At 71.9% G+C, this 24025-nt stretch carries 23 protein-coding genes; 11 read left to right on the plus strand and 12 right to left on the minus strand.

Annotated features, from left to right (window positions below; translation table 11 throughout):
* Positions 1-153: 153 nt before the first annotated feature.
* On the plus strand, positions 154-1368 hold the full coding sequence (locus tag WQO_RS22010) for a helix-turn-helix domain-containing protein (protein WP_058954064.1): 1215 nt from the start codon (positions 154-156) through the stop codon (positions 1366-1368).
* 341 nt (positions 1369-1709) lie between these two features.
* Entirely contained in the window at positions 1710-2699 is a 990-nt protein-coding gene (locus WQO_RS22015) for a malate dehydrogenase (RefSeq protein WP_010058642.1), read from the plus strand.
* A 69-nt stretch (positions 2700-2768) separates the two neighbouring features.
* On the opposite strand, the gene WQO_RS22020 is transcribed toward WQO_RS22015, so the two are convergent.
* Positions 2769-3284, minus strand: a complete 516-nt coding sequence (locus tag WQO_RS22020) for a carboxymuconolactone decarboxylase family protein (protein ID WP_010058641.1) — start codon at positions 3282-3284, stop codon at positions 2769-2771.
* A 47-nt stretch (positions 3285-3331) separates the two neighbouring features.
* Between WQO_RS22020 and pdxR the strand changes: the two genes are divergently transcribed.
* The 3 genes from pdxR to WQO_RS22035 all read left to right on the plus strand — a co-directional run bounded on the left by pdxR (position 3332) and on the right by WQO_RS22035 (position 6324).
* Positions 3332-4732, plus strand: coding sequence for a MocR-like pyridoxine biosynthesis transcription factor PdxR (gene pdxR, locus WQO_RS22025; protein WP_010058640.1), 1401 nt, complete (start codon positions 3332-3334; stop codon positions 4730-4732).
* Positions 4733-4858: 126 nt separating this feature from the next.
* Entirely contained in the window at positions 4859-5131 is a 273-nt protein-coding gene (locus tag WQO_RS22030; protein ID WP_010058639.1) for a hypothetical protein, read from the plus strand.
* Between the two features lie 5 nt (positions 5132-5136).
* Complete coding sequence (locus WQO_RS22035; RefSeq protein WP_010058637.1) at positions 5137-6324, plus strand: glutathionylspermidine synthase family protein; 1188 nt, start codon at positions 5137-5139, stop codon at positions 6322-6324.
* 22 nt (positions 6325-6346) lie between these two features.
* Here the strand turns inward: WQO_RS22035 and rocD are convergent, their stop codons facing one another.
* Positions 6347-7555, minus strand: a complete 1209-nt coding sequence (rocD, locus tag WQO_RS22040) for an ornithine--oxo-acid transaminase (RefSeq protein WP_010058635.1) — start codon at positions 7553-7555, stop codon at positions 6347-6349.
* A 312-nt stretch (positions 7556-7867) separates the two neighbouring features.
* Here rocD and trpS point away from each other — a divergent pair, with 312 nt between their 5' ends.
* Positions 7868-8860, plus strand: a complete 993-nt coding sequence (trpS, locus tag WQO_RS22045; RefSeq protein ID WP_029182105.1) for a tryptophan--tRNA ligase — start codon at positions 7868-7870, stop codon at positions 8858-8860.
* Positions 8861-8981: 121 nt separating this feature from the next.
* Positions 8982-9584 (plus strand): 2'-5' RNA ligase family protein, encoded by a 603-nt coding sequence (locus WQO_RS22050; protein WP_010058631.1) that lies wholly within the window; start codon positions 8982-8984, stop codon positions 9582-9584.
* Positions 9585-9632: 48 nt separating this feature from the next.
* Here the strand turns inward: WQO_RS22050 and WQO_RS22055 are convergent, their stop codons facing one another.
* Together WQO_RS22055 and WQO_RS22060 are read right to left on the minus strand one after the other, a co-directional pair.
* Entirely contained in the window at positions 9633-10388 is a 756-nt protein-coding gene (locus tag WQO_RS22055) for a decaprenylphospho-beta-D-erythro-pentofuranosid-2-ulose 2-reductase (protein WP_010058629.1), read from the minus strand.
* 43 nt (positions 10389-10431) lie between these two features.
* Positions 10432-11796 (minus strand): FAD-binding oxidoreductase, encoded by a 1365-nt coding sequence (locus WQO_RS22060; protein WP_058954065.1) that lies wholly within the window; start codon positions 11794-11796, stop codon positions 10432-10434.
* A 172-nt stretch (positions 11797-11968) separates the two neighbouring features.
* Here WQO_RS22060 and WQO_RS22065 point away from each other — a divergent pair, with 172 nt between their 5' ends.
* Positions 11969-12928: a YihY/virulence factor BrkB family protein gene (locus tag WQO_RS22065; protein ID WP_010058626.1), complete on the plus strand. Its 960-nt coding sequence runs from the start codon at positions 11969-11971 to the stop codon at positions 12926-12928.
* On the opposite strand, the gene WQO_RS22070 is transcribed toward WQO_RS22065, so the two are convergent.
* The gene (locus WQO_RS22070) at positions 12925-14304 is read right to left on the minus strand and encodes a D-alanyl-D-alanine carboxypeptidase family protein (protein ID WP_029182104.1); all 1380 of its coding nucleotides are present in this window, start codon (positions 14302-14304) and stop codon (positions 12925-12927) included. The genes WQO_RS22065 and WQO_RS22070 overlap by 4 nt on opposite strands.
* 151 nt (positions 14305-14455) lie before the next feature.
* Between WQO_RS22070 and WQO_RS36905 the strand changes: the two genes are divergently transcribed.
* From WQO_RS36905 to WQO_RS22085, 3 genes are all read left to right on the plus strand, one after another.
* Positions 14456-14701 (plus strand): SCO4848 family membrane protein, encoded by a 246-nt coding sequence (locus WQO_RS36905; RefSeq protein WP_010058624.1) that lies wholly within the window; start codon positions 14456-14458, stop codon positions 14699-14701.
* Between the two features lie 33 nt (positions 14702-14734).
* Entirely contained in the window at positions 14735-16120 is a 1386-nt protein-coding gene (locus WQO_RS22080; protein WP_010058623.1) for a metallophosphoesterase, read from the plus strand.
* Between the two features lie 272 nt (positions 16121-16392).
* A complete protein-coding gene (locus WQO_RS22085; protein ID WP_010058621.1) occupies positions 16393-17946 on the plus strand; it encodes an ABC transporter substrate-binding protein in 1554 nt (517 codons plus the stop codon).
* Between the two features lie 46 nt (positions 17947-17992).
* Here the strand turns inward: WQO_RS22085 and WQO_RS22090 are convergent, their stop codons facing one another.
* The 7 genes from WQO_RS22090 to sdhA all read right to left on the minus strand — a co-directional run bounded on the left by WQO_RS22090 (position 17993) and on the right by sdhA (position 23998).
* A complete protein-coding gene (locus WQO_RS22090; protein ID WP_010058619.1) occupies positions 17993-18742 on the minus strand; it encodes a TetR/AcrR family transcriptional regulator in 750 nt (249 codons plus the stop codon).
* Between the two features lie 10 nt (positions 18743-18752).
* Positions 18753-19145, minus strand: coding sequence for a thiol-disulfide oxidoreductase DCC family protein (locus tag WQO_RS22095; RefSeq protein WP_029182103.1), 393 nt, complete (start codon positions 19143-19145; stop codon positions 18753-18755).
* 164 nt (positions 19146-19309) lie between these two features.
* Entirely contained in the window at positions 19310-19744 is a 435-nt protein-coding gene (locus WQO_RS22100) for a hypothetical protein (RefSeq protein WP_010058617.1), read from the minus strand.
* A gap of 95 nt (positions 19745-19839) precedes the next feature.
* Positions 19840-20718 (minus strand): hypothetical protein, encoded by an 879-nt coding sequence (locus tag WQO_RS22105; RefSeq protein ID WP_010058616.1) that lies wholly within the window; start codon positions 20716-20718, stop codon positions 19840-19842.
* A gap of 16 nt (positions 20719-20734) precedes the next feature.
* Entirely contained in the window at positions 20735-21334 is a 600-nt protein-coding gene (locus WQO_RS22110; RefSeq protein ID WP_010058615.1) for a hypothetical protein, read from the minus strand.
* 142 nt (positions 21335-21476) lie between these two features.
* A complete protein-coding gene (locus tag WQO_RS22115; RefSeq protein WP_010058614.1) occupies positions 21477-22244 on the minus strand; it encodes a succinate dehydrogenase iron-sulfur subunit in 768 nt (255 codons plus the stop codon).
* Entirely contained in the window at positions 22244-23998 is a 1755-nt protein-coding gene (gene sdhA / locus WQO_RS22120) for a succinate dehydrogenase flavoprotein subunit (RefSeq protein ID WP_010058613.1), read from the minus strand. Before sdhA ends, WQO_RS22115 begins: the two co-directional genes overlap by 1 nt.
* Positions 23999-24025 lie beyond the last annotated feature (27 nt).

Genomic DNA, 24025 nt, shown 5'->3' on the forward strand with positions numbered 1-24025 from the left:
CTGGATTCGCGCATCCTCGTGGGTAGTCCGGTTGACGGTCCGGAAGGCAACGGACCGACGGCGGACGGACCGGGGGATGCGCGGGCCGGAGGACCGGTCGCGGCGGGGAACAGCAAGCACGTCCGGGGGACATGAGGGGGGAAGGGAAACACCATGCCTCGTTGGAAGGCACTGCCCGAAGAGCTCGACCCGCAGATCAGGGAGTTCGCCAGCCAGCTGCGCCGGCTCGTCGACCGCAGCGGACTGAACATCAACGCCGTGGCCGACCGCACGGGTTACAGCAAGACGTCCTGGGAGCGGTATCTCAACGGACGGCTGCTCGCCCCGCGCGGGGCCGTCGTGGCGCTCGCCGAGGTGACGGGCACCCCGCAGCACCACCTCACCACCATGTGGGAGCTGGCGGAACGGGCGTGGAGCCGGGCCGAGATGCGCCACGACATGACGATGGAGGCCATCCGCATCACGCAGGCCCGCGCCGCTCTCGGTGAGCTCGGCACGACGGCCCCCGGCGCTCCGGCCGTCGGCCGGTCCGGCCGGTCCTCCGGTGGCGGCCGGCGCGGCGCGTCCGGTTCCGGTGCACAGGTCCCCACCGCGGTGGGTCCGGCCGGTACGGACGCCCCGCCCCGCGACGCCCACGGCAAGGGGCCGTACGGCGGCGGGGCCTACGAGCCCGGCGACGACGACACGCGCCAGCTCATCGTCCCCGCCCAGCGCAGCACCGCACCGGCCCCCTCCCACCACCGGGACCGGCCGTACGACGGCGTGCCGCACCAGGGCGGGCGGCGATCGGAGCGGAACACGGCGGAGAGCGCCGACGGCGGCTCCGGCTCCGGCCGGAAAGCGGGCGGCACCGCAGCGGGCAAGGCCCCCGGAGGCCCCCGGAAGGGCCTCATGCTCGCCGTCGGGGCCGTCGGCGCGCTGATCGTCGTGGTCGGCGCCGTGCTGCTCGCGCCGGGCGGCGACGACGCGGCCAAGGCGACGCCGACCCCGTCGGCCACCCCCACGACGGAGGCGACCGAACTGCCCGTGGGCGTCGAGTGCAGCGGTGCGGACTGCGCCGGACAGGACCCCGAGGCGATGGGCTGCGGCGGCGAGTTCGCCCGTACGGTGGCCAGCGCCGTGGTCGGCGGCAGCAAGGTCGAGGTCCGCTACAGCAAGGTCTGCTCCGCAGCCTGGGCCCGCCTCACCGAGGCGGCGATCGGCGACACTGTGCAGATCACCGGGGGCGCCGACCCCCAGAACGGCGAGGTCATGGGGGACACCGACGCCTACACCCCGATGGTCGCGGTGAAGAAGGCGTCCGACGCGAAGGCCTGCGCCACGCTCACCTCCGGCACGCAGGGCTGCACCGACCCGGCCACCGGGTGAGACCGGTGCGGCGGGGCCGGGACTCCCCGCCGCAAGCAGGCGCGCACGCACCGCACGCGCGCACCGCACGCACGCACTGCACGCACGCACTGCACGCACGCACTGCACGCACGCACTGCACGCGCGTGCGGTGCGTGACCGTTTGTGTGCGGTGCCACAGGGGGGCGGGCGGTCCGGCCCGGCCGGGTCCGATAGCCTGACCGCTGGAAATCTCTTCACGTCAAGATTGGTCGTCAGGCCGGGCCGGGCGGAGGAGATCTCCAGCACCAGGGTCCGGCACCAGGGACGACAGGCCCCGCGGGCCGGGACCCCCACCGCCAGCTGTCTAAACGGAGACCGCCATGACCCGCACTCCCGTGAATGTCACCGTGACCGGCGCAGCCGGCCAGATCGGCTACGCGCTGCTCTTCCGCATCGCCTCCGGCCACCTGCTCGGCCCGGACGTGCCGGTCAACCTGCGCCTCCTGGAGATCCCGCAGGGCCTCAAGGCCGCCGAGGGCACCGCCATGGAGCTCGACGACTGCGCCTTCCCGCTGCTGCGCGGCATCGAGATCACCGACGACCCGAACGTCGGCTTCGCCGGTGCGAACGTCGCCCTGCTCGTCGGCGCCCGCCCGCGCACCAAGGGCATGGAGCGCGGCGACCTGCTCGCCGCCAACGGCGGTATCTTCAAGCCGCAGGGCAAGGCCATCAACGACCACGCCGCGGACGACATCAAGGTCCTCGTCGTCGGCAACCCGGCCAACACCAACGCGCTCATCGCGCAGGCCGCCGCCCCGGACGTACCGGCCGAGCGCTTCACCGCGATGACCCGCCTGGACCACAACCGCGCGATCTCGCAGCTGGCCGCCAAGACCGGCGCCGCCGTCTCCGACATCAAGAAGCTGACGATCTGGGGCAACCACTCGGCCACCCAGTACCCGGACATCTTCCACGCGGAGATCGCCGGCAAGAACGCCGCCGAGGTCGTCAACGACGAGGTGTGGCTGGCCGACACCTTCATCCCGACCGTCGCCAAGCGCGGTGCCGCGATCATCGAGGCCCGGGGCGCGTCCTCCGCCGCCTCGGCCGCCAACGCCGCCATCGACCACGTGCACACCTGGGTCAACGGCACGGCCGAGGGCGACTGGACCTCGATGGGTATCCCGTCGGACGGCTCCTACGGCGTCCCCGAGGGCATCATCTCCTCCTTCCCGGTCACCACGAAGGACGGGAAGTACGAGATCGTCCAGGGCCTGGACATCAACGAGTTCTCCCGCAAGCGCATCGACGCCTCCGTCCAGGAGCTCACCGAGGAGCGCGACGCGGTCCGCGAGCTCGGCCTCATCTGAGCCGCAGCAGTACTTGTAGTACGTCGAGCGCCCCCGGCAGCAGCCGCTGCCGGGGGCGCTCGCGCGTGGTCAGCTCTTGAAGTCGCCCGGCGTGTAGTGGCCGGGGGCCAGCCGGCCGGTGACGCCGAAGCGGTTCCAGGCATTGATCACGGCGATCGCCGCGATCAGCTGGGCCAGCTCGGTCTCCTCGAAGTGCCGGGACGCCTCCGCGTACACCTCGTCCGGGACGAAGCCGTCGGTGAGCACGGTGACCGCCTCGGTCAGCGCGAGCGCCGCCAGCTCCTTCTCCGTGTAGAAGTGCCGCGACTCCCGCCAGGCGCTGAGCTGGACGATCCGCTCGGCGGACTCGCCCGCCGCGAGCGCGTCCTTGCTGTGCATGTCCAGGCAGAACGCGCACTGGTTGAGCTGCGAGGCGCGGATCTTCACCAGCTCGACCAGGACGGGGTCCAGGCCCTGGCGGGCGGCGATGTCGAGCCGGATCATCGCCTTGTAGACGTCCGGGAGCAGCTGCGAGACGGAGATCCGCTGCGGCTCCTCGGGAGCGAGGCCGGCGGGGGCGTGATGGTGTGCGTGCGTGGTGGTCATGAGGACGACGCTACGTTCCCGATGGCCCGCCGGTATGGTCCATTGGCATGACGGATTCCTGGGCCACTTTCGGCGCGGACCTGCATCTGGAGCCGGTCGGCCAGGGGCTGCGCAGCGGGCTGATGGAGGCGCTGCGGGAGGCGGTGCGCACCGGCCGCCTCGCCCCCGGCACCCGGCTGCCGTCCTCCAGGGCGCTCGCCGCCGACCTGGGCGTCGCCCGCAACACGGTCGCCGACGCCTACGCCGAACTGGTCGCCGAGGGCTGGCTCACCGCCCGCCAGGGCTCGGGGACCCGGGTCGCCCAGCGGTCCGCGCCGCGCCGCACGGACCCGGCGGCGGTCCCCGCCCGGCCGGCCAGGACCGGCGCCGGGTACGACCTGAAGCCCGGCACGCCCGACCTGTCCGGCTTCCCGCGCACCGCCTGGCTCAAGGCCGCCCGCAAGGCGCTCACCGCCGCGCCCGACGAGGTCTTCGGCTACGGCGACCCGCAGGGCCGCGCCGAACTGCGCACCGTGCTGGCCGAGTACCTGGCGCGGGCCCGCGGGGTGTACGCCGACCCGGAGCGCATCGTCGTCTGCGCCGGCTTCGCCCACGGTGTCGCGCTGCTGGGCCGGGTGCTGCGCCGCCGCCGGGTCCGGGAGGTCGCCGTCGAGTCGTACGGCCTCGACCTGCATACGAACCTGCTCACCGACGCCGGCCTGCGCATCCCGTGCCTGCCGCTGGACGAGCACGGCTCCCGGACCGGCGACCTGGCCGCACTGCGCGGGGCGGGGGCGGTCCTGCTGACCCCGGCGCACCAGTTCCCCACCGGCGTACCGCTGCACCCGGACCGGCGGGCCGCCGCCGTCGACTGGGCCCGGTCCACCGGCGGGCTGATCCTGGAGGACGACTACGACGGGGAGTTCCGGTACGACCGGCAGCCGGTGGGCGCGCTCCAGGGCCTCGACCCGGAACGGGTGGTCTATCTCGGCACCGCCAGCAAGTCGCTGGCCCCGGGGTTGCGCCTGGGCTGGATGGTGCTGCCCCGGCACCTGGTCGGCGAGGTGATGGCGGCGAAGGGCATGGCCGACCGGGTCTCCGGCTCGCTCGACCAGCTGACCCTCGCGGAGTTCATCGCCTCGGGCGCGTACGACCGGCATGTGCGCTCCATGCGGCTGCGCTACCGCCGCCGCCGCGACCAGCTCGTCGCGGCGCTCGCGGACCGCGCGCCGGGCATCGAGGTCAGCGGGATCGCGGCCGGGCTGCACGCGGTCCTCGAACTCCCCTCAGGCGCGGAGCGCTCCGTGATCCAGGCGGCGGCCTTTCAGGGTCTGGCGCTGGAGGGCCTGTCCCGCTACCGCCACCCGGAGGCCCCGGTCACCCGCGACGCCCTGGTGATCGGCTACGGCTCGCCCTCCGAGAGCGCCTGGGCGGGCGCGCTGGACGCCCTGTGCCGGGTGCTGCCGTAGGGCCGTGGCGGAACCCTTGACGAAACGCAGGTTTCGAATCGGCCATCCGTCGAACTAGTCTGACAAGAGGTCCGGTTGCGCAGATGTGGCCAGGACCGGAACACGTATCACGGGGGAGAACCGAACATGGCCGGACGAAGGCTGAGGTCGAGCACGGTCGTGCTCGGCGGCATGGGGCTGCTCGCCCTGACGATCACCTCCTGCGGCTCGGAGCCGGACAAGCGCTGCGCCGACCGCTCGACCCAGAAGACCTTGCCGAGCTCCGAGTGCCGCAGCGGCGGCAGCGGTTCGTACTACTACGGCGGCAAGAGCGACAGCGGCAAGGTGAAGGGCGGCAGCTTCGACAAGTCCGCCGTCGACCGCGGCGGCTTCGGCTGCTCCGGCTCCGGCGGCGGCTGACCGCCGTGGAACGCCGCACGATCGAGCCGCGCCCCGGCTGGCAGGAGACCGTCGAGGCGCAGGGCGTCGTCTACCCGCTCACCCGCTACCCCGACGATTCGCTCCGCCCGTACTGGGACGAGAGCGCCTACTACGTCTTCTCGCTGCCCGAGGTCGAGGCGCTGGAGGAGGTCGTCGAGGAACTGCACACGATGAGCCTGGCCGCCGCCGCGCACATCGTCGAGCACGACCGGTTCGCCGACCTCGGCATCACCGACCCGCGGCTGGCCGGGCTCGTCGCCGAGTCCTGGCGCCGCCGTGCCGAACTGCCCTCCGTGTACGGGCGGTTCGACCTGCGCTACGACGGGAGCGGCCCGGCGAAGCTGCTGGAGTACAACGCCGACACCCCGACCTCGCTGGTGGAGGCGGCGAGCGCGCAGTGGTTCTGGATGGAGGACCGGTTCCCCGGGGCCGACCAGTGGAACTCCCTGCACGAGCGGCTCGTCGACGCCTGGAAGCGGCAGGCGCCCCTGCTGCCGCCGGGCCCGCTGCACTTCGTCCACTCGGACGGCGACGAGATCGGCGAGGACCTGATGACGGTCGCGTATCTGCGCGAGACCGCCGACCAGGCCGGTCTGGAGACGCACGCGCTGTCCGTCGAGGAGATCGGCTGGGACCGGCTGTCGGGCCGGTTCGTCGACGACCGGCTGCGCTTCATCCGCAGCTGCTTCAAGCTCTACCCCTGGGAGTGGCTGGCCACGGACCGCTTCGGCCCGCAGGTGCTGGACACCCTCGACAACGGCGGCGGCTCCGGCACCACCTGCTGGATCGAGCCCGCCTGGAAGATGCTCCTCTCCAACAAGGCGCTGCTGGCGGTCCTCTGGGAGCTGTACCCCGGCCACCCGAACCTGCTGCCCGCCTACCTGGACGGACCGCGTGAGCTGGCCGGACCCGGCGGCGCGGGGTACGCCTCCAAGCCGCTGCTCGGCCGCGAGGGCGCCGGGGTCGACCTGCACGGGCCCGGCTCGCCGCCCGTCCTGCGCGACGAGCCGTGCTGCTACCAGGAGCTGGCCCCGCTGCCCGAGATCGACGGCAACCGGGTGGTGCTCGGCGCGTGGACCGTCGAGGGCGAGGCGGCGGGGCTCGGCATCCGGGAGTCGGCGGGGCCGGTCACGGACGAGTACGCCCGCTTCCTGCCCCACGTCATCCTCTGAACCCTCCGGTGGGACCCGCGTCCTACCGGGCGCTCAGCACCGTACGCAGCCGGTCCAGGCCCCAGTCCAGGTCCTCCTTGGAGATCACCAGCGGCGGGGCGATCCGGATCGTCGAGCCGTGGGTGTCCTTCACCAGCACCCCCTCCTCCATCAGCTTCTCGGAGATCTCCCGGCCGGTGCCCAGCGCCGGGGCGATGTCCACACCGGCCCACAGTCCCCGGCCGCGCACCGCCTCCACCGCGCCGCCGCCCGTCAACAGGCCCAGCTCCCGGTGCAGATGGTCGCCCAGCTCGGCCGCCCGCTGCTGGTACTCGCCGGTCCGCAGCATCGCGACCACCTCCAGCGCCACCGCGCACGCCAGCGGGTTCCCGCCGAACGTGGAGCCGTGCTCACCGGGCCGGAACACCCCCAGCACGTCCGCCGACGAGACCACCGCGGAGACCGGCACGACCCCGCCGCCCAGCGCCTTGCCGAGCACGTACATGTCCGGCACCACCCCCTCGTGGTCCAGCGCGAACGTCTTCCCGGTCCGGCCCAGGCCCGACTGGATCTCGTCCGCGATGAACAGCACGTTCCGCTCGCGGGTCAGCTCCCGTACGCCGGGGAGGTAGCCGGCCGGCGGCACCAGCACCCCCGCCTCGCCCTGGATCGGCTCGATCAGCACCGCCACGGTGTTCTCGGTCATCGCCTCCCGCATCGCGGTGAGATCGCCGTACGGCACGATCTCGAAGCCGGGGGTGTACGGGCCGAAGTCGGCGCGCGCCTCCGGGTCGGTGGAGAAGCTGACGATCGTCGTCGTACGGCCGTGGAAGTTGTCCGAGGCCACGATGATCTTGGCCATGCCGTCCGGCACGCCCTTGACCCGGTAGCCCCACTTGCGGGCGGTCTTCACCGCGGTCTCCACGGCCTCCGCCCCGGTGTTCATCGGCAGCACCGTCTCCATGCCGCACAGCGCCGCCAGCTCCGTACAGAAGTCGGCGAACCGGTCGTGGTAGAAGGCCCGGGACGTCAGCGTGACGCGGTCCAGCTGGGCCTTGGCCGCGTCGATGAGCCGGCGGTTGCCATGGCCGAAATTGAGCGCCGAGTATCCGGCGAGCATGTCGAGGTAGCGGCGGCCCTCGACATCGGTCATCCAGGCGCCCTCGGCCGAGGCCACGACGACCGGCAGCGGGTGGTAGTTGTGCGCGCTGTGCGCCTCGGCGGAGGCGATGGCGGTTTCCGTGGTCGACACGGGATCTCCGTTCGTCGTGCGGCTGGGCGGAGGGTGGTGCCCACTTTGTATCGTCGGCCGGGACCCGCGCCGGGAAACCTTCATCCGGCGGCGCGCCCGCCGCCGTACGCCGGGCGCGCCGGAATGTGGGGTTCGTCTCAGCCGTGCGCTCCCGTGCTCCGGGACCGTGCGGTGACGCGCCCTTCCCGCTCCGCACCGGCTGCCGGAGATGCCCCGGGCACCTGAGACAATGGGGCCATGGCCTCTGATCGCCCCTCGCTCCCCACCGACCAGCCGCAGACGGGCCGCACCGGTGCGGCCGCCCGTCCGCGCGTGCTCTCCGGGATCCAGCCCACCGCAGGCTCGTTCCACCTCGGCAACTACCTGGGCGCGGTGCGCCAGTGGGTGGCGCTGCAGGAGAGCCACGACGCCTTCTACATGGTCGTCGACCTCCACGCGATCACGGTCCCGCAGGACCCCGCCGAGCTGCGGGCCAACACCCGGCTCGCGGTGGCACAGCTGCTGGCGGCCGGCCTGGACCCGGAGCGGTGCACGCTCTTCGTCCAGAGCCATGTGCCCGAGCATGCCCAGCTCGGCTGGGTGATGAACTGCCTCACCGGCTTCGGCGAGGCCTCCCGGATGACGCAGTTCAAGGACAAGTCCGCCAAGCAGGGCGCCGACCGGGCCACCGTCGGCCTCTTCACCTACCCGGTGCTCCAGGTCGCCGACATCCTGCTCTACCAGGCGAACCAGGTCCCGGTGGGCGAGGACCAGCGCCAGCACATCGAGCTGACCCGCGACCTCGCCGAGCGGTTCAACGGCCGGTACGGCCAGACGTTCACCGTCCCCGCGCCGTACATCCTCAAGGAGACGGCGAAGATCTTCGACCTCCAGGACCCGGCGGTGAAGATGAGCAAGTCGGCCTCCACGCCGAAGGGCCTCATCAACCTGCTCGACGACCCGAAGGTCACCGCGAAGAAGGTGAAGAGCGCCGTCACCGACACCGACACGGTGATCCGCTTCGACGAGGAGAAGAAGCCGGGCGTCAGCAACCTGCTCACGATCCTCTCCACCCTCTCGGGCAGTCCGGTGGAGGATCTGGAACGCAGTTACGAGGGCAAGGGCTACGGCGCGCTGAAGACCGACCTGGCCGAAGCCATGGTGGAATTCGTCACTCCCTTCCGGGCCCGCACCCAGGAATATCTGGACGACCCGGAGACGCTGGACTCCATCCTGGCCAAGGGAGCGGAGAAGGCCAGGGCCGTCGCCGCGGAGACGCTGGCGCAGACGTACGACCGGATGGGCTTCCTGCCCGCGAAGCACTGAGTCCAAGGACCCTGGCGAGATCATGGCCGCAGGGGTCACACTTGCGGCGGAACGCGCGGGCCGGACACCCGGCCCGCGCGGCATGACCGAAAACCGACCACCGACGACGGAGGAGAACGACGTGGGGACCGTAACGCTCGGCGTTTCGATCGCGGTCCCGGAGCCCTACGGCAGCCTGCTCCAGGAACGCCGCGCGAGCTTCGGGGACCCTGCCGCCTTCGGCATTCCCACCCACGTCACCCTGCTCCCGCCGACGGAGGCGGACGCGGCGGACCTGCCCGCGATCGAGGCGCATCTGGAGACGATCGCCACGGCCGGCCGGCCGTTCCCGATGCGGCTCTCCGGCACCGGCACCTTCCGCCCGCTCTCCCCGGTCGTCTTCGTCCAGGTCGTCGCGGGCGCCTCGGCCTGCTCCTGGCTCCAGAAGCGGGTCCGGGACGCCTCCGGGCCTCTGGTCCGCGAGCTCCAGTTCCCGTACCACCCGCACGTCACCGTGGCCCACGGCATCTCCGAGGAGGCCATGGACCGGGCCTACGCGGAGCTCGCCGACTACGAGGCGGCCTGGACCTGCGGCTCCTTCGCGCTGTACGAGCAGGGCCCGGACGCCGTCTGGCGCAAGCTCCGCGACTTCCCCTTCGGCGGAGGCGGCGGCGCGCCCGCCGTCCCCGCCCAGGGCGGCTACACCATCGAGGCGTCGTCCTCGGCCCCGTCGCTGCGGCCCTGAGCGCCCCGTCGTAGCCCGGCGGACCGGACGACAGGCCGGACCGGCGGCTCAGACCGGCAGCCGCCGGAACAGCGGGCGCGGCACGTGCCGCAGCGCCGCCATCACCACCCGCAGCGAACCGGGCACCCACACGGTCTCCGAGCGCCGCCGCAGCCCCGTGACGATCGCCTCCGCGACCTCCTCGGGCCCGGTCGCGAGCGGCTGCTCCGGCAGCCCCGCCGTGGCCCGGGTCCGGACGAACCCCGGCCGGACCACCATCACGTGCACCCCGGTCCCCTGGAGCGCGTCGCCGAGCCCCTGGGCGAACGCGTCGAGCCCCGCCTTGCTGGAGCCGTAGATGAAGTCCGCGCGCCGGGCGCGCTCCCCGGCCACCGAGGACAGCACCACCAGCGAACCGTGCCCCTGCGCCTGCAGTGCGCCGGCGCACACCAGCCCGGCGGAGACCGCCCCCGTGTAGTTGGTCTGGGCGACCCGGACCGCGGCCATCGGCTCCTCCTCGTCCCGCGCCTGATCGCCCAGGACCCCGAACGCCATCAGCACCACGTCGATGTCGCCCTCCGCGAAGACCTTGCCGAGAGTGACCTCGTGGGAGGCGGAGTCCAGCGCGTCGAAGTCGACGGTGCGGACGTCGGCCCCGCGCCCGCGCAGTTCGGCGGCGGCCGCGTCCAGGGCGGGGGAGGGGCGCCCGGCCAGCCAGACGCGGCGGGTGCGCAGGGCGATCAGCCGGCGCGCGGTGGCCAGGGCGATCTCGGACGTACCGCCGAGGACGAGCAGGGACTGCGGGGCGCCGAAGGCATCCTTCACGGAAAGCTCCTGGTCAGATGGGGTGGGACTCTCAGGGTGCTGATCACAGTCCGAGCCGGCGCGACAGGTCCGAGCGGAACGCTCCCGCCGGGTCGAGACGCGCCCGCAGCTCCCGGAACTCCGCCAGCCGCGGGTACATCGCGGCCGCCGTCTCCGGCCGCATCCGGGAGTCCTGTGCCAGACAGACCCGGCCCCCGGCAGCGGCCACCTCCTCGTCGACCCCGTCGAGGAAGCGGCCCAGGCCGGGCAGGGACGCGGGCAGATCCAGCTCCAGCGACCAGCCGGGCGCGGCGAACGACAGCAGGCCGGGGTCCGCCGCCCCGAACCGCTGGAGGACGGCCCGCACGGCCGGGCTCCGGCGCGCCGCGATCCGGCGCACCACCCGGTGCAGGGTCTCCTCCTGGCCGTGTCCGACGGTGAACCGGTAGCGCACCAGACCGCCCCGGCCGTACAGCGGGCGTACGTCGGGGAGGGCGTCCGAGGCGTGGAAGAAGGCAGGGACGGGGCGCAGCTCACCGCTCCGCGCGCGGGGCGAGCCGCGGTAGCGGACCTCGTTGCACAGGGCGGCGGCCGCCGGGCCCAGCAGTCCGCCCGGCAGCGGCGGGAGACCGGGGAAGGGGAATCTCCCCGGTGCCGCTCCGGAGCGCGGGAACAATCGTGTGCGCCCCGCGTGCGCCGGGCACATATCGGGGGTCGCATGCTCCCCCCGGGTGAGGATCCCGCGCCCGGTCGCCCGGCCCCGGGCCGTCAGGTCGACCCAGGCGGAGGCGTACGGCAGCCGGTCGCCGCCCGCGGTGAAACGGGCCAGCAGATCGTCCAGGTCCCCGGCGCGCCCGGTGGAGACCGCCATCAGCCCCGTGCTGACGCGCCGGAGGCGGAGCGTGGCGCCCAGGATCACCCCGGTCAGCCCGAGGCCCCCGGCGGTCGCGTCGAAGAGGGCGGTGCCCGGCAGCACCGTACGCACCTCGCCGTCGGCGGTGAGCAGCTCCAGGGCGCTCACGTGCCGGGCGAAGGAACCCGCCCGCCGGTGGTCGAGCCCGGGCGGGTCGGAGCCGATCGCCCCGCCGACCGTCACCCTGCCGGTCCCGGGCAGGACCGGCGGCAGCCAGCCCAGCGGCAGCAGCACCCGCAGCAGCCGCTCCAGGCTCACCCCCGCGTCGCAGCGCACCACGCCGGCGGCGGCATCCACCCCGCCGATCCGGGCCAGGCCCGACAGGTCGAGCACCGAGCCGCCCGCGTTCTGCGCCGCGTCCCCGGGCGACCGCCCCAGTCCGCGCGCGATGACGCCCCGGGGCCCGCGCCCCCGGACGACGGCGGCCGCCTCCTCGTAACCACGGGGGCGGAACCGCACGGCGGTCGTCGGGGCGGTGCGGCCCCAGCCGGTCAAGGACACGGTGTCGACGGACATGAGGGTGACCGTATCGTCCGGGAAATCCCCTTTGCGGCATTGGTGAATTCGCTCACCGGAACGGGTGATGGAGTGAGTGTCAGCGCATGGTGACGGAGATCCGCAGGGTGGGTCCGGAAGAGTCCTGGGCGGGCCGCTGGTGTTCCGGGCTCAGGAGGGTACGCGTGACGTCATGGACTGGCTCAAGAAACTCCCGGTGATCGGGCCCCTGGTCGCCCGGCTGATGGAGACGCACGCCTGGCGTTCCTACGAGCGGCTGGACCGGGTCCACTGGGCCAGGCTCGCGGCGGCGATCACCTTCATCAGCTTTCTCGCCCTCTTCCCGCTGATCGCGGTCGGCGCGGCGATCGCCGCCGCTCTGCTGAGCGACAAGCAGCTCGACACGATCAAGGACAAGCTCGCCGACCAGGTGCCCGGCATCTCCGACCAGCTCGGCATCGACGGTCTGGTCGCCAACGCGGGCACGGTCGGCCTGGTGGCGGGTGCGCTGCTGCTGTTCACCGGCGTCGGCTGGGTCGGCTCGCTGCGCGAGTGCCTGCGCGCGGTCTGGGAGCTGGACGACGTTCAGGAGGCCAACCCCGTCGTCGCCAAGGTGAAGGACGCCGTGCTGCTGGTCGGCCTCGGCGGCGCGGCGCTCGCGACCCTGGCGGTCTCCACCGTCGGCTCGACGGCGGTCGGCTGGACGGCCGACCAGATCGGTATCCCCGAGAACGGGGCCGGCGGCATCCTGCTCCGGGTGGCCGCGCTGGCGGTCGCGGTCGTCGCCGACTTCCTGCTGTTGCTCTACCTGCTGTCCCTGCTGCCCGGCGTGGAGCCGCCCCGGCGGCGGCTGGTGGTCGCGGCGCTGCTCGGGGCGGTCGGCTTCGAACTGCTCAAGCTGCTGCTCGGCAGCTATATGAGGGACGTGGCGGGCAAGAGCATGTACGGCGCGTTCGGCGTGCCGATCGCCCTGCTCCTGTGGATCAACTTCACCGCGAAGCTGCTGCTGTTCTGCGCCGCCTGGACGGCGACCGGGAGCAAGGAGGAGGAGAGCGTGGGACAGCCGGACGAGGAGTCCGGGGCGGAGAAGGAGGCCGGGGCGGAGCAGAAAGCCGCCGGGGCCGAGGCGCCCGGCGGCTCCACCCGCGCCTAGGACTTGTCGGCGGGCTTTGCGGTGCCCTCGGCGACGGAGGCGGCCGCCTCGGCGGTCTCCGCCGTTTCCGGGGCCTTCGTCTCGGCCACGTCCTTCGTCTCGGCCGGGTCCTTCGTCTCGGGTGCGTCCGGCTCCGCCTTGGTGCGGCCGCCCAGCGGCCAGCGGCGGTTCACCAGGTATGCCGCGGTGGCCACGACCATCAGCAGACCGCCGATGATCGCCAGGGCGACCCCGACCCCGCTGGAACCCCTCGACGCGGAGGCGTGCGTGGCCTCCTCCTGGCCCCCCGTGCCCTGGTCCGCGCCGGCGGCGGGCGCCGACCCCTTGCCGCCGGTGGTGGTTCCGGTGTCGATGGACTTCGGCGGCACCAGCTGGCCGACCGGGGTCACCTTGCCGCTCGCGGCGAAGCCCCAGTCGAGCAGGTGGGCGGCCTCCTTGTAGACGGCGTGGCTCTCCTCCGCCGACGGGTTCATCACCGTGACCAGGAGGACCTTGCCGTTGCGTTCGGCGACTCCGGTGAAGGTGTTGCCCGCGTGGGTGGTGTAGCCGTTCTTGACGCCCGCGATGCCCTTGTACGGGTCCACGCCGATGTCCCCGGTGATCAGCCGGTTGGTGTTCGAGATCTCGAACGACTCGCGCTTCTTCCCCTTCTTCTTCTCGCCGGGGAAGTCGGCCGACGCGGTCGCCGCGTACTCGCGGAAGTCCTTCTTCTGCATCCCGCTGCGGGCGATCAGCGTCAGGTCGTAGGCGCTGGAGACCTGGCGCGGCGCGTCGTACCCGTCGGGCGAGACCACCACGGTGTCCAGGGCCTGGAGCTCCTCCGCGTGCTTCTGCATCGCGGCCACCGTCTGCGGGACACCGCCGTACATCTCGGAGAGGACGTGCACGGCGTCGTTGCCCGACCGCAGGAACACCCCGAGCCACAGGTCGTGGACCGTGTAGGTGTGGTCCTCCTTGATCCCGACCAGACTGCTGCCCTCGCCGACCCCCGCCAGCTCGCTCTCCGACACCTTGTGGGTCTCGGTGGGCTGGAGCGCGGGCAGCACCGTGTCCGCGAAGAGCATCTTCAGGGTGGAGGCGGGCGGCAGCCGCCAGTGCGCGTTGTGCGCCGCCAGGACATCCCCGCTCTCCGCGTCCGCGACGATCCACGACCGGCCCGACAGCTTCTTCGGCAGCACCGGCGCCCCCGCGCCCAGGTTGACCTGGGTGCCGGCCTTGCCGAGCTGCTCCCCGCCGAGGCTGGACATCGTGCTCGGCGGCTTCGGCTGTTTGTCGTCGCTCTTGTCCTTGTCGGCCGCTGCGGCCGGACTGAGGACGAAACCTGACAACAAGGCGGCGGATGTGACCGTGAGGGCGATCTTTTTCAGAGCAGGCACGGTCGGAAACGTACAGGGCGAAGTTGGGGATGCGGACCCGGACCGGCTGACCCGCCGCAGGGAACGCCAGGACGGCCCCGTTCGGACGTCACCCCGGAGGAGGACGCCACCCCGGAGGAGGGGGCCCAGGGACGACGGCGATACTGGACCCATGAAGCTCAGCCGCCGCGTGTCCTGGTTCCTGCTCGCGTTCGGGGTGTGGAGCTGGTTCATCTGGATCACTTTCGTCAAGAATCTGTGGCAGGACGGCAGTGGCCTCGCCTTCGACGACGCGGGTGATCCGACCGGCTACTTCTGGGTGCACCTGCTGCTCGCCATCACGTCCTTTCTTCTGGGGACGGCGGTCGGCGTGATCGGGTTGCGCGGAGTCCGGGCTTTGCGCGACACGCGCGCATGACGACGGGAACATGGGGAAGCTCGGATGGCTGCAGTGGTCTTCGCTCTGGTGGGGCTCGTGGTGCTGGCGCTGCTCGGTGCCGTGCACCGGTACGTGTGGCGGCGCTTCGTCGGTGACACGACGGCGCCCGGCAGCCGGCTGCGCCGGGCGGGCACCGTCGCCGCCTTCGTCCTGCCCCTGCTGAGCGTCGGCGCCATGACGTCCGGCCGGGTGGGCGCCCCCTTCTGGCTCCAGCAGGTGCTGGCCTGGCCGGGCTTCCTGTGGCTGGCCTGCCTGCTCTACCTGACGCTGGCGCTGCTCGTGGGCGAGGTCGTACGCCCGGTGCTCCTGCGGGTCCTCGCCCGGCGTGACGCGGCGCGGACCGGGGCGGGAAGCGGAACGCCTTCCGGAACCCCCGCGGAGACGTCCGGCACCCCCACGGAGGCCCCGGACGAGACCCGTCCCCGTACCGAAGAGCTGGTGACGTCCGGTTCCGCCGGGGTCTCCGCCCCCTCGGAAGCGGTGGCGCGTACGGCATCCGACGCTTCCGACCCCGTGGCGGAACCGGAAACGGAACCGGCAGCCAGCACCCCCGCGCCCGCCCTCGCCCCCCACCCCTCCCGCCGGCTCTTCGTCTCCCGGGTCGTCGGCGGCGCGGCGGCCGCCGCCGGGCTCGCGACCGTCGGGTACGGCACGTACGGCGTGCTGCGCGGGCCCAGCGTCCAGCGGATCACCGTCCCGCTGGCCAAACTGCCCCGCGCCGCCCACGGCTTCCGGATCGCCGTGGTCAGCGACATCCACATCGGCCCGATCCTCGGCCGCGCCCACACCCGCCGGATCGTCGACACGATCAACGCGACCTCGCCCGACCTGGTCGCCGTCGTCGGTGACCTCGTCGACGGGTCCGTCGCGGACCTCGGCTCCGCCGCCGAACCGCTGGCCGCCCTGCGCGCCCGGCACGGCAGCTACTTCGTCACCGGCAACCACGAGTACTTCTCCGGCGCCGAGCAGTGGGTCGATCACGTCCGCGAACTCGGGCTCGTCCCGCTGGAGAACGCCCGGGTCGAGATCGAGGGCTTCGACCTCGCCGGCGTCAACGACATCGCGGGCGAGACCGAGGGGCAGGGGCCCGACTTCGGCCGCGCGCTGGGCGACCGGGACCGGGGCCGCGCCGCGGTCCTGATGGCGCACCAGCCGGTCGTCATCCACGACGCCGTCGAGCACGGTGTCGACCTGCAGCTCTCCGGCCACACCCACGGCGGTCAGCTCTGGCCCGGGAACTACCTCGCCGAGCTGGCCAACCCCACGGTCGCCGGCCTCGAACGCTACGGCGACACCCAGCTCTTCGTCTCGCGCGGCGCGGGTGCCTGGGGCCCGCCCGTCCGGGTGGGCGCCCCGTCCGACATCACGGTCGTGGAGCTGGCCTCCCGTCAGGCGTAGTCCAGTTGCGGGTGCGACGGTCCGGAACGCTCCGGCCCGCCATCATGGAATCCACACCGAAGCGTCACCGTCAGCTACCGAAACCCGCAGGTGGCAGGCAGGAAACAGCCTTTTCGGACAGGGGTTCCCGCACGTGTCCAATAAAAGGCTGTGAGTGCCCCATTTACTCTTCCAGATGTGAAAATCGTGTGATTGGGTGAGCGCGAACATGCGGCGACGTGCGCGTCACAAACGCGACCGCCGAGGTGGGGCTGGTAAGGGAGAGCACGGCAATGCGGTCGGTCCGGGTACGGATTCTCGCGATTCTCGCGGTATTGGTCATAGCGGGCGTCGGTGCCTGGCAACTGCTCCCGTCGGGGGAGGCGAAGACCGACGCGATCACGGTCGGGACGTCGGACGTCGTCACCTCGCTCGATCCGGCCGGCGCCTACGACGCCGGCTCCTGGGCGATCTACAGCAACATCTACCAGTCGCTGCTGACGTTCAAGCCCAACGCCGTCACTCCGGAACCGGACGCCGCCGAGAGCTGCGGGTTCGTCGGGCAGAAGCTCCAGACGTACCAGTGCAAGCTCCGTGACGACCTGACCTTCTCCAACGGCCGCAAGATCACCGCCGAGGACGTCAAGCACTCCTTCGACCGGATCTTCCGCATCAAGTCGGAGGTCGGCCCCGCGGGTCTCTTCCCGACGCTCAAGTCGGTGAAGACCGAGGGCCGCACGATCACGTTCAACCTGTCCGGCGGGGACGCGACCTTCCCGCAGAAGATCGCGACCGGAGCCGGGGCGATCGTCGACCCGACCCAGTACCCCGGGGACAGGCTCCGCGCGGGCAACCAGGTCGACGGTTCGGGCCCGTACGTCCTCAAGGCGTACGAGCCCGGGAAGAGCGCCGAGCTGGTGCCGAACCTGAAGTACCGGGGCGCGCTCAAGAAGACCGGCGAAGCGGTCGACATCCGCTACTTCAAGACCTCCGAGGAACTGCAGACGTCCTGGGACAACGACGAGGTGGACATCGCCCACCGCCAGCTGCCGGCCGAGACGCTCGCCGACCTCGACGTCAACGACCCGGACGTGCGCGTGACCGAGGCGGCCAGCGCCGAGATCCGCAACATCATCTTCAACTCCCGGGAGGACTCGCCGTTCGGGAAGAAGAAGGTCCGCCAGGCCGTCGCCGCGCTCCTCGACCGCGGGCCGCTGGTCCGGAACGTCTACCAGGGCACCGTCGACCCGCTCTACTCGCTGATCCCCACCGGCTTCATCGGGCACAGCACCCCGTTCTTCGACGCCTACCCCTCCTCCGACCCGGCGCGCGCCAAGCAGCTGCTGGAGGAGGCCGGGGTGCAGACGCCGGTCGCCATCGACTTCGCCTACCGCGAGGGCGACATGTACACCAAGGAGACCGCCGAGCTGCGCCGTCAGCTGGAGGAGGACGGGCTGTTCAAGGTCTCGGTCCAGGCCGTGGAGTGGACGAAGTACCAGAAGGAGTACGCGGCCGGTAAGTACGACATGTACACCGTCGGCTGGTTCCCCGACTTCCCGGACCCCGACACCTTCAGCCAGCCGCTCGTCGGCACCGGCAACGTCCTGCGCAGCGGCTACTCCAGCAAGAAGATGGACCAGCTGATCGCCGCCACGCAGCAGTTCAGCGACCGCAGCCGCACCTCGGGCGACTTCAAGGAGATGCAGGCGCTCGTCGGCGAGGACGTCCCGCTGCTGCCGCTGTGGCAGAAGAAGGACTACGTCGTCGCCAAGTCCGAGGTCGCGGGATCCCAGTACCTCTCCGACGGCACCGGCACCTGGCGCCTGTGGGAACTGGCCTGGATCTGACGGGCCGCCCCCGGCCGAGGGCCGGGGGCACCGCTTCCGTGTGACGTCAGTCCGACGGCCGGGGCCCCGCCCCGGCCGTCGCCGTACCCGTGCCGGCCCCCGGCAGGAACTCCACCAGCAGCCCGTGGACCTGCCGCACCAGCGGGCGCAGCACCCGGAACCGCGAGACCGCGATGGCCCGGGCGGCGATCGGCGCGGTGCGCTCGACGAGCCGCCGGCTGCGCTCGGCGCCCTCGCTGCGGTCGTACACCCAGAAGAGCACCAGACCCATCTGCATCAGCCACATCAACTGCGGCAGCAGCGGGGCCAGTTCCGGGTCGCTCTTGACGTCCGCCCCGGCGATGCAGCGCTCGTGGATGGAGATCGCCGCGTCGCGTGCGGCCACCGAGTCCTCCGAGAACGGGGAGAGCGGGCTGTCCGGATCGGCCGCGTTCTTGAAGAACTGGGCGGCGAAGCGGTGGTACGGCTCCGCCACGTCCAGCCAGCCCAGCAGCACGCCCCTGATGCGTACGGTCAGATCCCGGTCGCCCTCCAGCACCGGCCGGACCGCCGTCGCGTGTTCGCCGGCGATCCGGTCGTAGAAGCCCTGGACCAGGTGCTCCTTCGAGGAGAAGTAGTAGTAGGCGTTCCCGACCGAGACGCCCGCCTCCTGGGCGATGGCCCGCATGGTCGTCCGGTCGTAGCCCCGCTCCGCGAAGAGCCGGAGCGCCGTCTCGAGAATCAGCGTGCGGGTCTGCTCGCTCTTCGCGGCCTTGGCCGGCCTTTTCTCCTGCACGTTCTTCTCTTCCTTCACCACGGGCCCAAGGTTATCGGGGACCCCACCCGACACCGGGCGGTGCGGCGCACTCACGCGCCCCGGGGGCGCAGGGCGGGACCGCCATCGAGCGGTAGCGGGCGGCGGCCAGCACGGTGCCCCGGGCGAAGGGCCGCCCGGCCGGGGTGGTCAGCCAGTGGGCGCGAGCGCGGTACTTGGCCAGCGCCCACAGGCAGACGATCCAGGCGGCCGTCTCCCGGTAGACCTGGCCCAGATCGCCGACCACGGTGATCTCCTGGAACGTCGCCGCATGGTCCAGCTCCGGGAACCGCCGCCGCGCCTCGGCCGATCCGGCCGGGACGGGATCCAGCGGCACGAGCTGCCGCTGCCGCTGGAGCCAGCCCCGCAGATGGACGCAGAGCGGGCACCCGGCGTCGTAGAGCACGGTGAGCCGCCGTACGGGACCGGGCCAGGCGACGGCGTGCGGCCCAGGCCCGGACCCCCGCCCGGGCGAGGCCGTGAGCCCGGGCGCATGGCCCGGTGACGCGGCGGGCGCCGGCTCGGGCGCCTGGTCCGCCGGCTCGGTGGGCGCTGCCTCGGCCACCGGGCTCACCGGCCGGCCGCGGGGGCGGTCCACGGGCCCTGGGCCGCCGGCGGGGTCCAGCCCTGCGGCGGGACCGGCGGGGTCTGTTCGCGCTCCAGGGCGCTGCGGCGGCGGATCCGGCTGAGCACCCACACATTGCCCAGGTGCATCACGCCGAGCACCAGCAGGACGACGCCGACCTTCACCGAGAGTGCCTCGAACAGCTCGCGGGCGTCGGCCACCCCGTCGGCGTTCTTCAGGTACAGCGTGACGAACCCGAGGTTGACCAGATAGAAGCCGACCACCAGCAGGTGGTTCACGGCGTCGGCGAGCTTCTCGTTCCCGTGCAGCACATCGGCGAGGAAGATCCGCCCGTTGCGGCTGAGCGTGCGGGCGACCCAGACGGTGAGCGCCACGCTGATCAGCAGGTAGATGACGTACGCGACAACAGTGAGGTCCATGCCCCACCCTCCCTTGAACGCGTTCAAAACTGCTCTTGGGCATGACTGTAGCCCCCTTCTTGAACATGTTCAAGAAGGGGGCTACAGGGGGTCGGTCAGAGGGCCTCGGGCCCGTCCGGGTTCACCAGCGCGTCCGCGATCTCCGCGCGCAACGCCTCGCCGTGCAACGGCGTCAGCTCCGCGAGCGCCGTGTTCCACTCCGCGGCCGCGCTCTCCGCCGCCTCCCGCAGGCCCCGCTCCACCGGGCGCCGGGCGAAGAACAGGACCACCGCGCCCACCGGCCGCAGCAGCCACCGCCCGCGCAGGCTCAGCGCGACGGTGATGCGCCAGGATCCGTCGTCGGCCGGGTGCGGGGTGAGGGTGAGGCGGGCCTTGGCCAGCCGGTGCACCGCCCGCCCCGCCACCGGGGGCCGGGCGGCCGGGGGAGCGCCGGGAAGCCGGTCCACGGCCGCCCACCAAGCCGCCAGATCGGCCTTGCCGCGCCCCGAGAAGCGGTACAGCGAGCCGCCCCCGGGCTGATGCCCCGACAGGGAGAGCTCCACCGCGCGGGGCCTGCGGGGCTCGCTCAGCCGCAGCCCCAGCTTCAGGGACATGCCCTCCTCCACGACGAGGCTCTCCACCTCGACGGAGTGCGACGGCCGCCAGGCACGCAGGACGACGGACGAGGGCGTCGCGGAGCAGTCACCCGCCCCGGACGACGCGAGCGCCGCCGGGCCGGCGGCGGCCTCCGCGGCCGTACCGGCCTTCCCGGCCCCCTCGGGCGCCGCCGGGACCTCCCCGTACCGCGCCCCCGACCGCAGATGGCGCCCCTTCAGCAGCCGCAGGCCCTCCACCGCCCGCCCGTCGGCCAGCACGACCGATCCGCCCGGGCCCTCCCGGGATGCGTCGAGGAGGTCCACCAGCGCGCCGGCGGCCTCCTCGAACCAGCCCCGGTCCAGGGCCGCGACGGTGACCGTGTGCGCGAAACGTGCCATGAGCGGGGCCCGTGGCTCAGATGCTCATGGAGCGGGCCTGGTTGAGCTGGCCCATGATCGCAGGGAAGGTGTGCGGGCCCATCGCCGGGATCATCGTCGAGTGGTGCCGGCCGCCGCTGGTGACCGTGACCTGCACGAAGCCGGTGGTCCGCTTCTCCTTCATCAGCAGGAACAGCAGCCCGATCAGGCAGAACAGCGCGAAGATGATCGCCAGCACGATCGCGTGCGCCGGGATCTTCTCCTCCGTACGCGACATGTCCGTCGCCGTCCACACGGCGCCCTTGAGCGGCATCGACCCGGACGGGGTGACGATCGCGTCGTTCATCACGGTGATGTCGCCGATCGACAGCACCGGCACCCCGCCCTGGCCCGGCACGCCCTGCGGCACCGGGAGGTACTGGCCGGGCATCGTCGGCTGACCGTGCTGGGGATATCCGTAACCCGGCCCCGGCTGGGTCGCGGACTCCGGCAGCGGCTGCGGATAGCCGTACGCCGGAGCGCCGCCCGGGTTCGGATAGCCGTACGCCTGGCCGTCCGCGACGGTGGGCTGGTGGCCCGGCTGCTGGGGCGGGCCCCACTTGTACGCGTCGTCCGCGTACGGATTCGGCTCGCTCACGACGATCCCCGTTCCTTCTCGGTCTTCAGCTCCGCTGAACCGTACCGCCCGCACGGGCACCCGTGCAGCAACGGGCCCCGCCCCCGGCAGCGGTGAGGCTGCGGGGACGGGGCCCGTCGGTGTAACAGGAGTTACGGGAAGGTCAGAAGCGACGCGTGATGAGCGCGCGCTTCACCTCCTGGATCGCCTTGGTGACCTCGATGCCACGCGGGCAGGCGTCCGTGCAGTTGAACGTGGTGCGGCAACGCCACACGCCGTCCCGGTCGTTGAGGATCTCCAGACGCTGCTCGCCGGCCTCGTCGCGCGAGTCGAAGATGAAGCGGTGCGCGTTGACGATCGCCGCCGGGCCGAAGTACTGGCCGTCGTTCCAGAACACCGGGCACGAGGACGTGCACGCGGCGCACAGGATGCACTTGGTGGTGTCGTCGAACCGCTCGCGGTCCTCGGGGGACTGCAGACGCTCGCGGGTCGGCTCGTTCCCCTTGGTGATGAGGAAGGGCATGACATCGTGGTACGCCTGGAAGAACGGGTCCATGTCGACCACGAGGTCCTTGAGGACCGTGAGGCCCTTGATGGCCTCCACCGTGATCGGCTTGTCCGGGTTGATGTCCTTGATCAGCGTCTTGCAGGCGAGCCTGTTCTTGCCGTTGATCCGCATCGCGTCGGAACCACAGATGCCGTGGGCGCAGGAACGGCGGAACGTCAGGGTTCCGTCGAGCTCCCACTTGATCTTGTGAAGGGCGTCGAGGACACGCTCCTTCGGGTCGATCTCGATCTGGAAGTCCTGCCACTGGACCTCGTCCGACACCTCGGGGTTGAAGCGGCGGATCCGGAACGTGGCCATGATGAACGGCGAGTCGGCGAAGCCGGCCTCGGCGTTGTCGGTCTTGTCCAGGGTCGGGGTAGCCATCAGTACTTACGCTCCATCGGCTGGTAGCGGGTCGTCACGACCGGCTTGTAGTCGAGCCGGATCGACTCGGCGCCGTCGGCGGCCACCTCGCGGTACGCCATGGTGTGGCGCATGAAGTTGACGTCGTCGCGGTTGGGGTAGTCCTCGCGGTAGTGACCGCCGCGGGACTCCTTGCGGGCGAGCGCGGAGGTCGCCATGACCTCGGCCAGGTCGAGCAGGTTGCCCAGCTCGATGGCCTCCAGCAGGTCGGTGTTGAACCGCTTGCCCTTGTCCTGGATGGACACGTTCAGGTAGCGCTCGCGCAGCTCGGCGATCTTGGCGACCGCCGTCTTGATGGTCTGCTCGGTGCGGAACACCATCACGTTGGCGTCCATGCACTCCTGCAGCTCCGTGCGCAGTTCGGCGACCCGCTCGGTGCCCGTCGAGTTCCGCAGCCGCTCGACCTGGTCCTGGACCAGCTGGGCCGGGTTCTCGGGAAGCTCGACGAAGTCGTTCTTCACGGAGTACTCGGCGGCGGCGATGCCGGAGCGCTTGCCGAAGACGTTGATGTCGAGCAGCGAGTTGGTGCCGAGGCGGTTGGCGCCGTGCACCGAGACACAGGCGACCTCGCCGGCGGCGTACAGGCCCGGGACGACGGTGGTGTTGTCGGCCAGCACCTCGCCCTCGACGTTGGTCGGGATGCCGCCCATGGCGTAGTGCGCGGTCGGCTGGATCGGGATCGGGTCCGTGTAGGGCTCGATGCCGAGGTACGTCCGCGCGAACTCGGTGATGTCCGGGAGCTTGGCGTCCAGCTGCTCCGGCGGCAGGTGGGTGAGGTCCAGGTAGACGTGGTCACCGGCGGGACCGCAGCCGCGGCCCTCACGGATCTCCGTGTAGATGGAGCGGGACACGACGTCACGGGACGCGAGGTCCTTCATGACGGGCGCGTACTTCTCCATGAAGCGCTCGCCGTCCTTGTTGCGGAGGATGCCGCCCTCACCACGGGCGCCCTCCGTCAGCAGGATGCCCATGCGCCAGATGCCCGTCGGGTGGAACTGGAAGAACTCCATGTCCTCCAGCGGCAGACCGCGCCGGTAGCAGGCGGCCTGGCCGTCACCGGTCAGGGTGTGGGCGTTGGACGTCACCTTGAAGAACTTGCCGGTGCCGCCGGAGGCGTAGACGACCGACTTCGCCTGGAAGACGTGGATCTCGCCGGTCGCCAGCTCGTACGCGACGACGCCGGCGGACTTCTTGACCCCGTCGACCTCGGTGATCAGCTGGTCCAGGACGTAGAACTCGTTGAAGAACTCCACGCCCTCCTTGACGCAGTTCTGGTACAGCGTCTGGAGGATCATGTGGCCGGTGCGGTCGCCCGAGTAGCAGGCACGACGGACCGGGGCCTCGCCGTGGCTGCGGGTGTGACCACCGAAGCGGCGCTGGTCGATCTTGCCCTCGGGCGTGCGGCCGAACGGCAGGCCCATCTTCTCCAGGTCGAGGACGGCGTCGATGGCCTCCTTCGCCAGGATCTCGGCGGCGTCCTGGTCGACCAGGTAGTCGCCGCCCTTGATCGTGTCGAAGGTGTGCCACTCCCAGTTGTCCTCCTCCACGTTGGCGAGCGCGGCGGCCATACCGCCCTGCGCGGCGCCCGTGTGGGAGCGGGTGGGGTAGAGCTTCGTGAGCACGGCGGTGCGGCTGCGCTTGGTCGACTCGATGGCCGCGCGCATGCCGGCGCCGCCGGCGCCGACGATGACGGTGTCGTACTTGTGGATCTGCATGGTTTCCTCTGGTCCCTCTGTCCCGGC

It is taken from the genome of Streptomyces globisporus C-1027, assembly GCF_000261345.2.
Taxonomy (GTDB): domain Bacteria; phylum Actinomycetota; class Actinomycetes; order Streptomycetales; family Streptomycetaceae; genus Streptomyces; species Streptomyces pakalii.

Bases quoted from the DNA above. Each gene is read 5' to 3' on its own strand.
- pdxR (WP_010058640.1), top strand. From the start codon at position 3,332: ATGACGGATTCCTGGGCCACTTTCGGCGCGGACCTGCATCTGGAGCCG.
- WQO_RS22115 (WP_010058614.1), bottom strand. From the start codon at position 22,244: ATGGCTACCCCGACCCTGGACAAGACCGACAACGCCGAGGCCGGCTTC.
- WQO_RS22015 (WP_010058642.1), top strand. From the start codon at position 1,710: ATGACCCGCACTCCCGTGAATGTCACCGTGACCGGCGCAGCCGGCCAG.
- WQO_RS36905 (WP_010058624.1), top strand. From the start codon at position 14,456: ATGAAGCTCAGCCGCCGCGTGTCCTGGTTCCTGCTCGCGTTCGGGGTG.
- WQO_RS22060 (WP_058954065.1), bottom strand. From the start codon at position 11,796: ATGTCCGTCGACACCGTGTCCTTGACCGGCTGGGGCCGCACCGCCCCG.
- WQO_RS22085 (WP_010058621.1), top strand. From the start codon at position 16,393: ATGCGGTCGGTCCGGGTACGGATTCTCGCGATTCTCGCGGTATTGGTC.
- WQO_RS22105 (WP_010058616.1), bottom strand. From the start codon at position 20,718: ATGGCACGTTTCGCGCACACGGTCACCGTCGCGGCCCTGGACCGGGGC.
- WQO_RS22020 (WP_010058641.1), bottom strand. From the start codon at position 3,284: ATGACCACCACGCACGCACACCATCACGCCCCCGCCGGCCTCGCTCCC.
- sdhA (WP_010058613.1), bottom strand. From the start codon at position 23,998: ATGCAGATCCACAAGTACGACACCGTCATCGTCGGCGCCGGCGGCGCC.
- WQO_RS22065 (WP_010058626.1), top strand. From the start codon at position 11,969: ATGGACTGGCTCAAGAAACTCCCGGTGATCGGGCCCCTGGTCGCCCGG.
- WQO_RS22100 (WP_010058617.1), bottom strand. From the start codon at position 19,744: ATGGACCTCACTGTTGTCGCGTACGTCATCTACCTGCTGATCAGCGTG.
- WQO_RS22010 (WP_058954064.1), top strand. From the start codon at position 154: ATGCCTCGTTGGAAGGCACTGCCCGAAGAGCTCGACCCGCAGATCAGG.
- WQO_RS22030 (WP_010058639.1), top strand. From the start codon at position 4,859: ATGGCCGGACGAAGGCTGAGGTCGAGCACGGTCGTGCTCGGCGGCATG.